Consider the following 14272-nt stretch of genomic DNA (forward strand, 5'->3'; position numbering starts at 1 on the left):
ATTAGAGAATTTATTTTTTATGATTCCTTAAATATCTAACCCGACTACCATTAAATCAGGCGGATGTTCAACATTAAACTGATAATATATCTCTCGTCGCTCTTGTGGTGAAAGAGTTAACAGCCATTCTAAAATTCCCATTTCACCGAGTTGAATTTGTGGGTTGCTGCGACTGAGGCGTACTTTAATTTGCTCGTTGCGGCTAACTGGCAATTGTTCAGTTAATTTTAGATTTACTTCTTTCTCTAGTAAGTTAGTAACAATCAACCGATAACTATAAGTAATCCGGCGCTGGTTGCTAATTAATCTTTTATCTACCAGGCGCTCAACTAAGTCGCGCTCAATTTTTAAACCTTCGTCAATTCCTAAGTTCAGTTTAAACTCTTGCCCTGGTGCAATATTTTCTAACTGAGTTGTCCCAATAAAAACGTTGTCGCGGAAAATATTCGCTTTGCCTGGTAACAAAGTCGTACCGTTGGAACTATTTTTCACATTCGCTTGTAGATAAGCAAAGCTTACCAAGCGCGGCATTGCTACATAATCGAAGCTACAAGGATAATCATCATTGAAAATTGTAGTTTTATGAGGTGCGCCATCGCTGGGAATGTTACCAGCGCCATTCAATTTAAAGGTAACTACACTACCTTCTTTGGATACTTCTGCTGTAACGGTTTCTGCTGGGATAAGACTATCCTCTGTAACTTCGTCTTCTTCTTGCCAATCAGCTCTGGCAGCAGAAGCAGGCGGTTCTGGTATGCTAGGCAGCAGTGGTGGCTGGGCGGCAGCTAGTCGAGATCGTCGCACTCTTTGAGGAAGTGGCGTATCAATATACCAGGGTTCAAGTTTGGGTGGAAGTGTACCTAATCCCGGTTTAGCGGTAGAAAGAGTAAGATTTGCACCAATCCAATCTTCGCCAGTGCTTTGAGTGATTTCTGCAAGGTAACTCAGATGCACAATATCGCTGGTAGTGCTAAACCGTAAGTCATAAAGCGGATTCCAACTAGCACGATTTACTATGTAGGATACCTCTAATTCAAATTCGCCTTCACCCGCGACTTCAACGGCTACAACTAAGCTAAAACTCTCTTTAGGATGGGGCGTTTGGATTATTTGCAATGAGGTGTAGAGTGCTTGCAGTTGTTTGTCTAATTCCTGCTGTTGGATTTTGCACTCTCCAGATGCGATCGCATATTCACTATACTGGCTTCCGAGAAAGTTGAGGAAATCCAATGTTTCGCTGAGGCTAAGATTTTTTCGAGACAAACTCTGTGAAAAGGGTTCTTCTGTTTTTTCCCGTAAGCCGGCAATAAAACTAGACTGCAATGCTAAAGCATCTACCTGAGCTTGTAGGTGGCGTTTTTCTGCTTCTAATTGCTGAATCTGTCTTGTCAAATGTGCTACTCGCTCCGCTATAGGTTCAGTAGTGTAGATGCGATCGCTACTAACTCCCACCAAGCGCACCCCTACCGTACCTGTACCACTAACTCTGACAGACTCAGTTTCTAGAGTTATGGGCACTGGGGTAATTACTAATTCCTGTTCAATTCCTGTTAAATAAACTACACCTCGTCGTGTAACCAATGCTCTGTCAGAATACACGGTAACAGCTACAATCTCGCTTTGTACTGTTTTGCGCCAAGACGGTAGTTCCGGGTTAACCACTGCCAGTTTTCCCCCATTTTTAATGATGCTGCTGGTTAATTGTCAATGTTTCCCAGTCTAACAGTCAACCCCTTTAGGGAATTCGTAATTCATAATTACGAATTACGAATTACGAATTCTCTTACCCGTGAATTGGTTCAAGGGTATTAGAAGCAGTATCAGAATTTTGGTCGACAAAATTCTTTGCCGCAGCTAGTAGATACTCATAATAGGCACGAGCGACGATAGATATCTGTTTGCCAGATGGATAAACCATGTACCAATGTCGCTGAATGGGGAAGTGTTGTACATCTAAAATGCTAAACTCTGAAGTGTCTGACAGTAAGGTATGACGAGATAAAACAGAAATACCTAAACCACCTGCGATCGCTTGTTTAATTGCTTCGTTACTGCCCAATTCTAACTTGACTTTTACCGTCACACCTTGTTCTTCAAAGAGCTTTTGGACGGCGCGACGAGTTCCTGAACCTGGTTCCCGCATAATAAAAGGTTCGTTAGACAGGCGTTGTATAGGAATATTTTTTTCTTTAGATAACGGATGATTAGTCGGTGCAAAGACTATCAAAGGGTTTTCTAAAAATGGTTCACAAGTCACATCGATATTGTCTGGAATTTGACTCATAATATATAAGTCATCCAGATTCTGACTCATCCGTTCCAAAATTTGTTCGTGATTTGTTACTTGTAGCGAGATATCAATCCCTGGATAAAGTTCGCAAAACGGCCCTAATAAACGTGGGATAAAATATTTTGCTGTTGTAATCACTGCCAAACATAATTGGCCCTGTTTTAGCCCTTTTAAATCTGCCACCTTCATTTCGTACTGGGCTATATTGTGAAAAATCTGCCGACAAGTGGCAAATAATTCCCGTCCGGCTTCTGTCAGATACAACCGCTTCCCCACTTGCTCAAATAATGGCAATCCTACCGATTTTGTTAGTTGCTTGATCTGCATAGAAACGGTAGGTTGGGTGAGAAACAATTCCTCAGCAGCACGAGTAAAGCTACTGTGCCGTGCCGCCGCCTCGAACACCTTTAACTGGTGCAGCGTCGCTTGGTTCAAGGGTGATTCTCCTATATATAGCGATTAATAGATATAAAACTAGTATTGCTGAACACTGGCAAATGATATAGTGATGCTCACAGAAAGTTACCAGTTTTATCCATAGACAAAACTCTATCATTTATATTAAATAAAGGTATTTTACTTATGGATTCAAGAAGCTATTATCAGAACAGCTAAAGCGTAAGATGCCTTCCATCTCCCGATGAATGCTGAATGATGATTTTCCAAAATTCATCACTCATCATTCATCATTCCATAATTCTTCTTGAACTTTTGTCGGTAGCTTGGTTAAGTCTGGTAATCTTAGTACCTCGATTTCCGCAACTTGTTCTTTAATATTCACTGGCAAGTTTAACGGTTCGCGTTTTTCTATCCAGCAGTTTGCTAATGGCAGGGTTAACTCCATTTCATCTAACGGTCGAGGAATTACCATCACTGCATTCAATTCCCCAATCCGTTCTGCTTCAAACATTCCTGCTTCCACTGCTACCGCCACATTCGCTACGGAACCACGAATAATGGCTGTACACAAACCTGCACCAATTTTTTCATAAGCTGCTAAATGAACATCAGCGGCTTTGAGCATGGCATCACACGCTCCGACCATCGCGGGAAATCCTCGCGTTTCTACCAAACCAATTGCTTGATTACTCAGACGGCTATAATTGCCCTCTTGCATCAATTTAGTGAAACGGGTTGTGATGGGAAGCACTATATCTAGGTTGGCATAAGGTCGGGGAATCACCAAACTAGAAACCAACTGACCAAACTGTTCAGCCGTTTGCACACCCGATTCTACCGCTAGACGCACGTCAGCAATTCCACCCCGAACAATCGCAGTACAATGACCGCTACCAGTTTTTTCATAGCCAACGAGGTGAACCCCGGCCGATTTCAGCATCATATCCGCCGTCCCAACGATCGCTGGAAAGCTGCGGGTAGAAACTAAACCCAAAGCAGTATCCTGAAAGGTTTCTTGACTACTAGTTCCCTCGATGGTACGAATAGGCCGTTGATTGTATGTTTCCATGATGAATTCTCCAAAATACGGAAAAAGCCGACAACTTACAATTAACACTTACTCGGACTAATCGTCAGAGTTTGGGTCGCTCAAGGATTGTCTATGAGGAAACAATGTGGTCAACAGTCTGCTTATGTTCCCTTGTCCATAAATTTGAGTCCCAAAACCGTTAGGGGATTCTGCGACTGGCTGACTGGGGTCTAAGTTATGCTCTGTAGACGGTTGGGCGGCTGATTCCAAAGTGGAGTCAGCATCATTGGTCGGTTCCTCCACGGGAGGAGACTGACTTTCGGGAGTGGCGGGAGATTTAAAGTAAGAAATCGACTTGTTTTGTTTGAAATCTACAAAAGCCGAAGCTGAGAAGTTAGTTGAGGAAACTACCTTTTCCTGAACTCCACCTAAGCCATTTTCTTCTTCCTTAGGCGGTGGCGTACTTGTAGAACCTGGGCTATTTGTTGTAGATGGTTCGGGTTCCTTTGTTTGAGCAATCTGCCGACTGGTGTCTCCTAAAATTGAACCAGGTGGTACTACTTGTCCAGGTTCAACCGAATAGTTAAAAACTGTTGTCGCAGAACCAATGCAAGCATTTGCTCCAATTTTGCCTTTGCCAACCATCAAAAAACCGGCTCCCAGGTTTGCACCTGCTTCTACCTCTAGGGTGCCCTCATGGACTTGGAGAATTGCTCCCATGCCAATACAGACCCCTGGGCCAATGACGATCTTGCTGTTTACAGCCGCTTGGAGGATTACCCCAGGTGCAAGTACCGCGCTTGGATGAATAGTCACCTCACCACTAATATAAGTATCAAAGTTATTGCTGAGGCGCAGTAGCGGCACAGACATGGAAATTTTAACCTCGGAAGCCGGATGAAGTTCTGAGTGCTGAGTGCTGAGTGCTGAGTGCTGAGTGCTGAGTGCTGAGTGCTGAGTAATTAGTATGTTCTAAAATCTGAGTTTACAGTTGTTTTGACTGGTGTCTTTAAAAAGTGTTAACTCAGCACTCAGCACTTTTAACTCAGCACTACTATGGGCGTTGAATAATCGTTTCTAATACCCGACGTTTGGCTTTGGGGTCAACACCAATTAAGCGCACATATTCCCCTGGATATTCGCCGAGTTGTCTTTCTACAGCTGCGATCGCTTCTCTTTCTGAGGAGGCTTGAATTTGACCGGTACTAGTCCAGGAACCTGTACGGAACCGACGTTGATCTACGTGTTCAATGCTAATCTTTGAGCCGCTAGCCAATAATTGCCGGAGTTGGTCTACTACTTCAGAACTCAAGCGGGTAGCTGTTGCTGTTGCTGTTGCTGTTCCCGTAGCAGAGGGTGCTGCACTAGTAGTAAATGATTTCTGACCGCCAGAGGAAGCTACTTGACCATTTGGACGTTGGATAATGGTCTCTAATACCCGCCGTTTGGCTTTCGGGTCAATACCAATTAAACGTACATATTCCCCTTCGTATTCGCCGAGGTGTGCTTCTATGGCTGCGATCGCTTCTCTTTCTGAGGAGGCTTGAATTTGACCGGTACTAGTCCAGGAACCTGTACGGAACCGCCGTTGATCTACGTGTTCAATGCTAATTTTTGAGCCACCAGCCAATAAATGCCGGAGTTGGTCTACTACTTCAGAACTCAAGCGGTTACTGCTAGCTGTTCCCATACCAGAGGGTGCTGTACTAGTAGTAAATGATTTCTGACCACCAGAGGAAGCTACTTGACCATTTGGACGTTGAATAATGGTTTCTAATACCCGCCGTTTGGCTTTGGTGTCAATACCGATTAAACGTACATACTCGCCTTGATGGCTTGCTATACATTCTTCCAAAGCGGAGATGACTTGATTTGTGGAAGTTGCATCAATTGGCGTGCAACTAGTCCAGGAACCAGTGCGGAAACGACGTTCATCTACGTGTTCCATGCCAATTTTGTAACCACCTGCCAAGAGTTGGCGGATTTGCTCTAGAGTTTCGCCACTGACTTTGCCACTGCTAGAACCGTTGCTGTTGCCGTTACCATTACTGCTGCTGTAACTGCTATTGCTACGACCAGTCGGCGCTTTAAAGCTGGTAGCTGGTTTTGCATCATCATCGGGACGTTGGATGATGGCTTCTAGCACACGTCGTCTATCTTTGTCAATACCAAACAGTCGGACATACTCGCCGCTATGGTCATTTACACAGCTTTCTAATGCTGCGATCGCTTCACCGAGCGATCTCGGTTCGATTGGTTGGCAACTAGTCCAAGAACCCGTGCGGAAACGTCTTTGGTCTACGTGTTCCGTACCAATTTTATACCCTTGCCCCAATAGATACCGCAACTGATCTATTGTTTCTGCACCCAAGCTATTGCTCGACACTTCACTACTCCTTTCCAACTCTAAAACAGTAATACCATTACCTGTATAAGATTTAGCGTTCTCATCCCGGATGGGTGCTATACATTTGCTATCCGCAGCACAGAGATAACCCGCTCGCAATGCCTGATTAATTCCAACCACATGATGAGCAAATTCTTTATCCTGATCTTGCACATCTGGCAAGCGATCGGCTTGCTGCTGGCTGGTAATTATCGCTCCCGAAGGTACATACTTACCAGGGGGAACCTCTACGTCTTGAATTAAAGCGTGCATCATCACGATGCAACCTGCACCCACCCTGGCATTAAATACCGTAGAGCGAAAGCCAATGAAGGAATTATCACCTACATAAGCTGGCCCGTGAATTAGAGCCATGTGGGTAATGCAAGCGTTTTTACCAATCCATACTGAGTATTTATTTTGGTCATCGCCAATTACTCGGCCTTGCTCCAACCCATGAATGACAACACCATCTTGAATATTGGTGTTTTCACCCAGATAAAAAGGTGTGCCTTCATCCGCTCTAATCGTAGTCCCCGGAGCAACGATTACATTTGCACCTATTCGTACATCCCCAATCACATTGGAGAAGGAATGCACAAAGGAAGTTTCATGGATTTGGGGTTCAGCTAAATTCCTTGACCACGGGGTTGGGGGTGCCGCCGTGCTGCGGACTGCCATCGCGAGATTCCTCCTGTATTGTCTGCCATTAGTCATTTGTCCTTTGTCGAGAGCTAATGACTAATGACTAATGACTAATGACTAATGACTATCGATATTGATCTTTTTTGCTGTAAATGAGGCGATCTTCAACGTAAATAGTATCTATGATCGCCACCACTGCTGCATCCAATGGACGCTGTTCATTGCCAACAACTTGACGAGCGGCACTACCACGAGTGATGAGTACCCACTCATCTACTCCTGCTCCCACAATATCTGCTGCTACTTCATACTCTGGTAGGATATTGCCGTTTTCATCTACTAATTGTAACAATAGTAGTTTCACACCTCTAAGAGTTGGATCTTTTTGGGTGCTAACTACTGTGCCGCGAACTTTGGCAATTTGCATTACAAATTACGGTCTTCTACCAAAAGGACGAATTGCATTCACATTTTCCCGGAACTGCTCTACGTCTTCGGTATAACGAATTGGGAGGACGTATTCCAAGTTTTCGTGAGGACGAGCAATGATATGAGTAGACAGAACTTGTCCGCCGTTGACTCGCTTTACAGATTCAACTCCTGCGGCCACAGAAGCTTGCACTTCCGAAACGTCACCCCGAACAATTACCGTCACCCGACCACTACCGATTTTTTCATAACCTACTAAAGTGACGCGGGCAGCTTTCACCATCGCATCAGCAGCTTCTACTACTGCTGGAAAACCTAGCGTTTCAACCATTCCCACTGCAATTGACATTAGTTTTAATCCCTATTTCAAAGTTTTTTAGCCTTGGACAAAAGTGATGCTCTTTTCAGGCAAAGAGCGTTAATTACTTATGTTTAAACAGCTTTTAAGTACGGAATTGTTCCACCGCTTCTGTGTAACGTATCGGCAAGACGTATTCCAGGTTTTCGTGAGGACGAGCAATGATGTGAGTGGATAACACTTCACCACCAAAGACTCTTTTTGCCGCTTCAACCCCAGCTGCTACAGAAGCTTGCACTTCCGATACATCTCCCCGGACTATCACGGTGACGCGAGCGCTACCAATTTTTTCATACCCTACTAAGGTGACACGGGCGGCTTTCACCATCGCATCAGCAGCTTCCACCACTGCTGGAAAGCCCTTCGTTTCAATCATTCCAACTGCAATTGGCATCGCAGAACTCCTACAAAATTAATGCAATCTGTACTGTCGTTTGAATTTTTTGACGGGGAGAGCCTGATCTTATAGCTAAGAAAACACTTCCAAATTAAGCATAGGAAAGCTTGGCGTTCCTGGCAATATAAATTACTATAATAGTTTATGATAAGAAAGTTTTAAAAAACTTAACAAAAAGTTATCTAGGCTTCTGAGCAATTAAAGTTTACAGATTCCTTGAGCAGGCACTTATGCTTTATAATTTCTTTATCACATTTACAAAACGACATTCATAACCAAGGCTAATCCTATCTGATGAAGGGTAAGCAGCGGCTGTATGTTTTGCTGTATCTATCTTTTCTCAAATATTTCTAAGTGTACAATGACTAGGTGAAACATATATAACTTTTTCAAATATATCGTATAAAGTACTTTGGTCAAAGTAGAAATACAAATGTAAAAAGGTCGGTGATATTAAGGCAAGTAAATGCTTTTACTTATGTAAAGTTATATTTTATTTATATTTAATAGGGTAACGTTAAGTAAAAGTACTTCTGTAAGTTTAGTTAAAATAATAGTAAAAAAACATCGGGATTTTGGTAAATTAATTTTATTAAATAAAAAATTGGTTTTAATTTTTTTTAAAATTAAGGTTGAGTCATAAAGGTAATTTAAATGGATCAATTTCTATTTTCAACAAGTTGGTTTGTGCCTTTTTATAGCTTATTGGGCGCAATTTTGACCTTGCCGTGGGGAATAGGAATAATTCAGCGGACAGGGCCAAGACCTGCGGCATACTTAAACTTATTGACGACCGTTTTAGCTTTTGTCCATAGCCTGTTTCTATTTAAAAATATCTGGGATAGAGATCCAGAAAACTTACTAATAAATTGGTTCAAAGCAGCAGATTTAGACTTATCTTTTGCCTTGGAACTATCGCCGGTCAGTATTGGGGCAACAGTTTTAATTACAGGGTTAAGCTTACTAGCACAAGTTTATGCTCTGGGTTACATGGAAAAGGACTGGTCGTTAGCGCGTTTTTTTGCGCTGCTGGGATTTTTTGAAGCGGCGCTGAGTGGTCTAGCAATCAGTGATTCTTTGTTTCTCAGCTATGCCCTTTTGGAAGTACTGACGCTTTCGACTTACTTGCTGGTGGGGTTCTGGTATGCTCAACCTTTAGTAGTGACTGCGGCGCGAGATGCGTTTTGGACTAAACGGGTAGGAGACTTGTTGCTGCTGATGGCTGTAGTAACACTTTCTACCTTAGCCGGGAGTTTGAACTTTTCGGATTTATATGAGTGGGCACAAACAGCTAATTTAAGTCCAATGACATCGACGTTGTTGGGGTTGGCGTTAATTGCTGGGCCTGCTGGTAAATGCGCCCAATTTCCACTGCACCTGTGGTTAGATGAGGCAATGGAAGGGCCCAACCCCGCCTCGGTAATGCGGAACTCTCTGGTAGTAGCTGGTGGTGCTTATTTACTGTATAGATTTCAACCATTATTAGCGCTGTCGCCAGTTGCCTTGAATGCCTTGGTAGTCATGGGTACGGTGACAGCGATTGGGGCCACATTAGTATCCATAGCTCAAATTGACATTAAGCGATCGCTGTCTCATTCCACCAGTGCATACATGGGGTTAGTGTTTTTAGCGGTGGGGTTACAGCAAGGGGGTGTAGCCTTGATGTTGCTGTTAGCTCATGCGATCGCCAAAGCATTATTATTTATGAGTTCTGGTTCAGTCATCTTAACTACCCAAAGCCAAGACTTAACAGAAATGGGCGGTTTGTGGTCACGGATGCCAGCTACCACTACAGCCTTTGTAGTTGGTTCAGCCGGGATGGTAACACTCCTCCCCTTGGGAAGTTTCTGGTCAATGCTAGCATGGGCTGACGGTTTCGTGAATATTAGCCCTTGGGTAATTGGGGTTTTAATATTAGTCAATGGTTTGACAGCATTAAATTTGACGAGAGTATTTAGATTAGTCTTCTGGGGTAAACCGCAACAAAAAACCCGTCGCACCCCAGAAGTTGGTTGGCAGATGGCCTTACCAATGGTGTTTCTGACAGTGCTGACTCTGCTTCTACCTCTGATGCTACAGCAATGGTACTTACTACCAGACTGGGAAAGTATTAATTGGTATGTGGTGTTAGCCTTGTTTAGTTCTACCGTAGTGGGGGTAGGAGTAGGGTGTACAGTTTATCTGCACAAAGCTTGGTCAAGATCCAGAATCTTGGCGTGGAGATTTCTGCAAGACCTATTAGGTTATGATTTTTATATTGACCGAGTTTATCTTGTAACCGTGGTCAGTGTAGTAGCACTGCTATCTAAAATTTCTGCTTGGAGCGATCGCTACTTGGTTGACGGTTTAGTAAACTTAGTTGGGTTTGCAACAATTTTCGGCGGACAAACCTTAAAGTACAGCATTTCTGGGCAATCTCAGGGCTATATGTTGACCATCCTAGCAGTTGTCAGCGTCCTGGGCTTATTCATCAGTTGGTCATTGGGTTTACTAGATAAATTGCCTTTTTAAGCGAGTTAGGAGTGAAAAGTTAGAAGTTAGGAGTTAGGAGTTATTATTCTCCCCCTGCTCCCCTGCTCCTCTGCTCCCCTGTTCCCCTACTTCCCCTGCTCCCCTTACCTAAAGTCTATGCTTAGTGTTTTAATTCTAGTGCCGTTAATCGGCGCAGCTTTAATTGGTTTCTCCCCCTCTGGCATCAGTGGGAAATTCGCCCGTGGGGTGGCTTTGGTTTTTGCCATTATCGCTTTCTTGTGGACAATCGTACTAGCGATTCAGTTTCATCCAGGGGAAATTACTCAACAGTTTGCCGAGTCTCTCCCTTGGGTAGATGCTTTAGGTTTGAACTATAACCTTGGGATAGATGGTTTATCTTTGCCGTTACTGGTTTTAAATGGATTGTTAACTTTCATTGCCATCTACAGCAGCGATGAATCGCTACAGCGTCCTAAATTTTATTACTCTTTGGTACTATTATTAAGCGCTGGGGTGACAGGAGCCTTTCTAGCACAGGACTTACTGTTATTTTTCCTGTTTTACGAATTGGAACTGATTCCACTGTATTTGCTAATAGCCATTTGGGGTGGCGCCAAACGGGGTTATGCTGCGACTAAATTTCTCATTTATACAGCCGTTTCGGGAATCCTGCTCTTAGCAAGTTTCCTCGGAATGGTTTGGCTAAGTGGTTCCTCTAACTTTGCACTAGCAACCTTGAATGCGACAACTTTACCTCTAGGAACACAGCTTTTATTGCTAGCGGGAATTTTAATCGGTTTTGGAATTAAAATTCCCTTGGTTCCCTTCCATACTTGGTTGCCAGATGCTCACGTTGAAGCTTCCACACCGATTTCCGTGCTATTGGCTGGGGTGCTGTTGAAGTTGGGAACTTACGGCTTACTGCGCTTTGGCATGAACTTATTACCAGAAGCTTGGGCTTATCTGGCTCCTTGGTTGGCGACTTGGGCTGTAGTGAGCGTACTGTATGGTTCATCTTGCGCGATCGCCCAAACCGATATGAAAAAAATGGTAGCATACAGCTCCATTGGACACATGGGTTATGTGCTTTTAGCGGCGGCGGCGGCCACACCTTTAAGTGTATTGGGTGCTGTGATGCAAATGATTAGCCACGGCTTGATTTCCGCCATGCTGTTTTTGCTCGTAGGAGTTGTGTATAAAAAAGCCGGAAGCCGTGATTTAGCAATCATTCAAGGATTACTGAACCCAGAACGGGGTATGCCAGTAATCGGTAGCTTGATGATTGTCGGAGTCATGGCCAGCGCCGGTATACCAGGAATGCTAGGGTTTATTTCCGAATTCGTAGTTTATCGGGGAAGTTTCCCAGTTTTTCCAGTGCAAACCCTGTTATGTATGCTTGGTACTGGTTTAACCGCAGTTTACTTCTTAATTCTCGTCAACCGCGCCTTTTTTGGACGTTTATCTGCACAAGTTACCAACTTACCACGTGTGTATTGGAGCGATCGCATCCCAGCTGCAATTTTAGCTGTGCTGATTGTGATTTTCGGCATTCAACCTGGTTGGTTAGTGCGTTGGACTGAACCAACAATTACAGCAATGGTAAATACCCAAAACGTCGTATTAGCAGTGTCCTTGGATAAAGCAATGGGGACTAGTACCGCAAGGCGGAATTAGAAATTAGAAATTAAAAATTAAAAATGAATACAGCGTAAGCGTTTCATAGATTTGAAATGGTGAGGCAGTCCGGTCTTGGGGGTTCCCCCCATGAGGAACTGCCGAACCCGAAGGGGTGGTTTACTTCCGCCGCGCTGTACTAGGGATTAGGGACAAGGGGACAAGGAGAATAACCATGCCCAATGACAAATGACAAATGACAAATGACAAAACTTTTTGGAGAGATGGCAATGGTAACTATTAAAAAAAAAGCTCCTCACAATCCTTTAGCTGAGTATATTGAACGTCTACAAAAAGGAGACGCATTACTCCCCGATAGTCCAGATAATGTGCTGGAAGTTGTGGGTATTCTTAAAAGCTATGGGGTAGTTTTAGATGCTTACTCAAAAAATCTTAACTATATTGCCGAACATCAGTTTTTAGTATTTTTCCCATTTTTTAAATACTTTAATGGAGAGGTTTCTTTTCAGAAATTACTCCGTCACTGGTGGCATGACCGAATTAATTTTGAATATGCCGAATATTGCATGAAAGGCATGATGTGGCATGGTGGCGGCGGACTAGATACGTATTTAGATACACAAGAATTTCAAGAAAGAGCGCAAGCCGTTATTAACGCAAAATTTAAAAATAATCCCTTCATTCAGAGTATTAACCAACTGTTTCCAGATTTTTTAACAGAACATTTGCGCGTTTCTGCTTACTACACTGGTTTAGGTCAATTCTGGCGAGTCATGGCTGATATGTTCCTTAACTTATCAGACCGCTATGACCGAGGCGAAATCAAATCGATTCCCCAAGTTGTAGAACACATTAAAGCAGGGTTAGTGGCAAATGCATCAAACCCAATTACCTACGCTGTCAAAATTCGAGGTAAGGTCTATGAAATCATTCCCAAAAGCGTTGGTTTGACCTTCTTAGCAGATACAGCAATACCTTATGTAGAAGCAGTATTTTTCCGGGGAACTCCTTTCCACGGCACTGTTTCATACAATGCCCAAGGATATCAAATTCCCCCAGATCAAACCCGATTTCAATATGGCGCATTGTATGCCGATCCTTTACCCATCGGCGGCGCAGGTATTCCTCCTACCTTGTTGATGCAAGATATGCGTCATTATCTTCCAGAGTATTTGCACGAAATTTATCGTCGCAGTCTTCGGGGTGAAGATGATTTGCGAGTCCAAATTTGCATAAGTTTCCAAAAATCGATGTTTTGCGTGACGACAGCAACGATTTTGGGACTGATGCCTCATCCTTTAGATACTAAAGATCCAAATGAGCAAAAAGATAATCGAGTTTATTTAGAGAAGTGGATGAGTCGGTTACAAACTTCGCGGTTGCTGGATGTCAATAAATGACAGATGATTCCACCATTACTCACGAGGCATTCAAGCAATTTGAGCGCGACAAATTTTCTCTTGTAGCTCAAGAATACGATCGCGCGATCGCTAGTGTGACTTCTCAGGTTGATGAAGCCATCTTGGATGCCGTCGAAGCTAAGTCTGGTATTCGATTGCTGGATGTGGCTTGCGGAACGGGATGGCTTAGTGCCGCAGCACTAAAGCGGCAGGCTATAGTAACAGGATTAGACTTTGCAGAGAAGATGGTGGACATTGCCAAAGAGCGATGTCCTCAAGAATCATTCCATCATGGGGATGCTGAGAACCTAACTTTCGAGTCGGGCCAGTTTGAGGCGGTGGTTTGTAGCTTGGGTATCCTTCATTTCCCAAACCCAGAAAAAGCGATCGCTGAATCCTTTCGCGTACTCAAACCGAGAGGGCGCTACGCTTTCACCTGCTGGACACCGCCAACGCGTAATCCGTTTATGGCTCTGATACTGGGTTCGGTGCAGACTTATGGCAGTATGGATGTGGATTTACCTTCTGGGCCACCCCTGTTTCGCTTTGGCGACCCCACTGAATGCGAAATGGTTTTAAGCGCTCAGGGATTCACTCAGGTGTCTGTCACAGAACTGCCCATCAAGTGGACTTTCTCTACACCTGAAGATGTGATGCCAAAGATTGTTGTAAGTTCGGCGCGTCTAGGGTCGATGTTGGCAATGCAAAGCGATGAGCAACGGCGTAATATTGAAAACGCAATTATCGAGGGAGCCTCAAAGTATGTCATAGAAAATGGTGTGGAAATTCCCGCTTCTGTAATTCTGGCTGTAGGTCATAAACCATAAGCTA

At 43.7% G+C, this 14272-nt stretch carries 12 protein-coding genes and 1 pseudogene; 4 read left to right on the top strand and 9 right to left on the bottom strand.

Annotation, left to right across the window (positions count from 1 at the left end; genetic code table 11):
* Positions 1 to 27: 27 nt before the first annotated feature.
* The 9 genes and pseudogenes from HWQ43_RS18050 to HWQ43_RS18090 form a co-directional block, all read right to left on the bottom strand.
* Complete coding sequence (locus tag HWQ43_RS18050; RefSeq protein ID WP_292736559.1) at positions 28 to 1662, bottom strand: mucoidy inhibitor MuiA family protein; 1635 nt, start codon at positions 1660 to 1662, stop codon at positions 28 to 30.
* 121 nt (positions 1663 to 1783) lie between these two features.
* Positions 1784 to 2725, bottom strand: coding sequence for a LysR family transcriptional regulator (locus HWQ43_RS18055; RefSeq protein ID WP_292736561.1), 942 nt, complete (start codon positions 2723 to 2725; stop codon positions 1784 to 1786).
* 244 nt (positions 2726 to 2969) lie between these two features.
* The gene (locus HWQ43_RS18060; protein ID WP_292736563.1) at positions 2970 to 3758 is read right to left on the bottom strand and encodes a BMC domain-containing protein; all 789 of its coding nucleotides are present in this window, start codon (positions 3756 to 3758) and stop codon (positions 2970 to 2972) included.
* 57 nt (positions 3759 to 3815) lie between these two features.
* On the bottom strand, positions 3816 to 4592 hold the full coding sequence (locus HWQ43_RS18065) for a transferase (RefSeq protein ID WP_292736565.1): 777 nt from the start codon (positions 4590 to 4592) through the stop codon (positions 3816 to 3818).
* 181 nt (positions 4593 to 4773) lie between these two features.
* The gene (locus HWQ43_RS18070; protein WP_292736656.1) at positions 4774 to 5031 is read right to left on the bottom strand and encodes a ribulose bisphosphate carboxylase small subunit; all 258 of its coding nucleotides are present in this window, start codon (positions 5029 to 5031) and stop codon (positions 4774 to 4776) included.
* Between the two features lie 99 nt (positions 5032 to 5130).
* Positions 5131 to 6786 (bottom strand): annotated as a pseudogene (locus HWQ43_RS18075) (ribulose bisphosphate carboxylase small subunit); the annotation flags it as partial.
* Positions 6787 to 6874: 88 nt separating this feature from the next.
* Positions 6875 to 7177 carry a EutN/CcmL family microcompartment protein gene (locus HWQ43_RS18080; protein ID WP_094327600.1) on the bottom strand — a complete coding sequence of 101 codons (303 nt, stop codon included), beginning with the start codon at positions 7175 to 7177 and terminating at the stop codon, positions 6875 to 6877.
* Positions 7178 to 7183: 6 nt separating this feature from the next.
* On the bottom strand, positions 7184 to 7528 hold the full coding sequence (locus tag HWQ43_RS18085) for a carbon dioxide-concentrating mechanism protein CcmK (RefSeq protein WP_010995041.1): 345 nt from the start codon (positions 7526 to 7528) through the stop codon (positions 7184 to 7186).
* Positions 7529 to 7622: 94 nt separating this feature from the next.
* Entirely contained in the window at positions 7623 to 7931 is a 309-nt protein-coding gene (locus HWQ43_RS18090) for a carbon dioxide-concentrating mechanism protein CcmK (RefSeq protein WP_012410633.1), read from the bottom strand.
* Positions 7932 to 8588: 657 nt separating this feature from the next.
* On the opposite strand from HWQ43_RS18090, the gene HWQ43_RS18095 reads away from it, so the two are divergent.
* The 4 genes from HWQ43_RS18095 (at position 8589) to HWQ43_RS18110 (ending at position 14268) form a co-directional block, all read left to right on the top strand.
* Positions 8589 to 10445, top strand: coding sequence for an NAD(P)H-quinone oxidoreductase subunit F (locus tag HWQ43_RS18095; RefSeq protein WP_292736567.1), 1857 nt, complete (start codon positions 8589 to 8591; stop codon positions 10443 to 10445).
* Between the two features lie 117 nt (positions 10446 to 10562).
* The gene (locus HWQ43_RS18100; protein WP_292736569.1) at positions 10563 to 12080 is read left to right on the top strand and encodes an NADH-quinone oxidoreductase subunit M; all 1518 of its coding nucleotides are present in this window, start codon (positions 10563 to 10565) and stop codon (positions 12078 to 12080) included.
* Between the two features lie 230 nt (positions 12081 to 12310).
* Positions 12311 to 13441, top strand: a complete 1131-nt coding sequence (locus HWQ43_RS18105) for a CO2 hydration protein (protein ID WP_292736658.1) — start codon at positions 12311 to 12313, stop codon at positions 13439 to 13441.
* The gene (locus HWQ43_RS18110) at positions 13438 to 14268 is read left to right on the top strand and encodes a methyltransferase domain-containing protein (protein WP_292736571.1); all 831 of its coding nucleotides are present in this window, start codon (positions 13438 to 13440) and stop codon (positions 14266 to 14268) included. Before HWQ43_RS18105 ends, HWQ43_RS18110 begins: the two co-directional genes overlap by 4 nt.
* Positions 14269 to 14272: the final 4 nt, after the last annotated feature.

It is taken from the genome of Nostoc sp. JL31 (assembly GCF_017114965.1).
GTDB lineage: Bacteria > Cyanobacteriota > Cyanobacteriia > Cyanobacteriales > Nostocaceae > Nostoc > Nostoc punctiforme_A.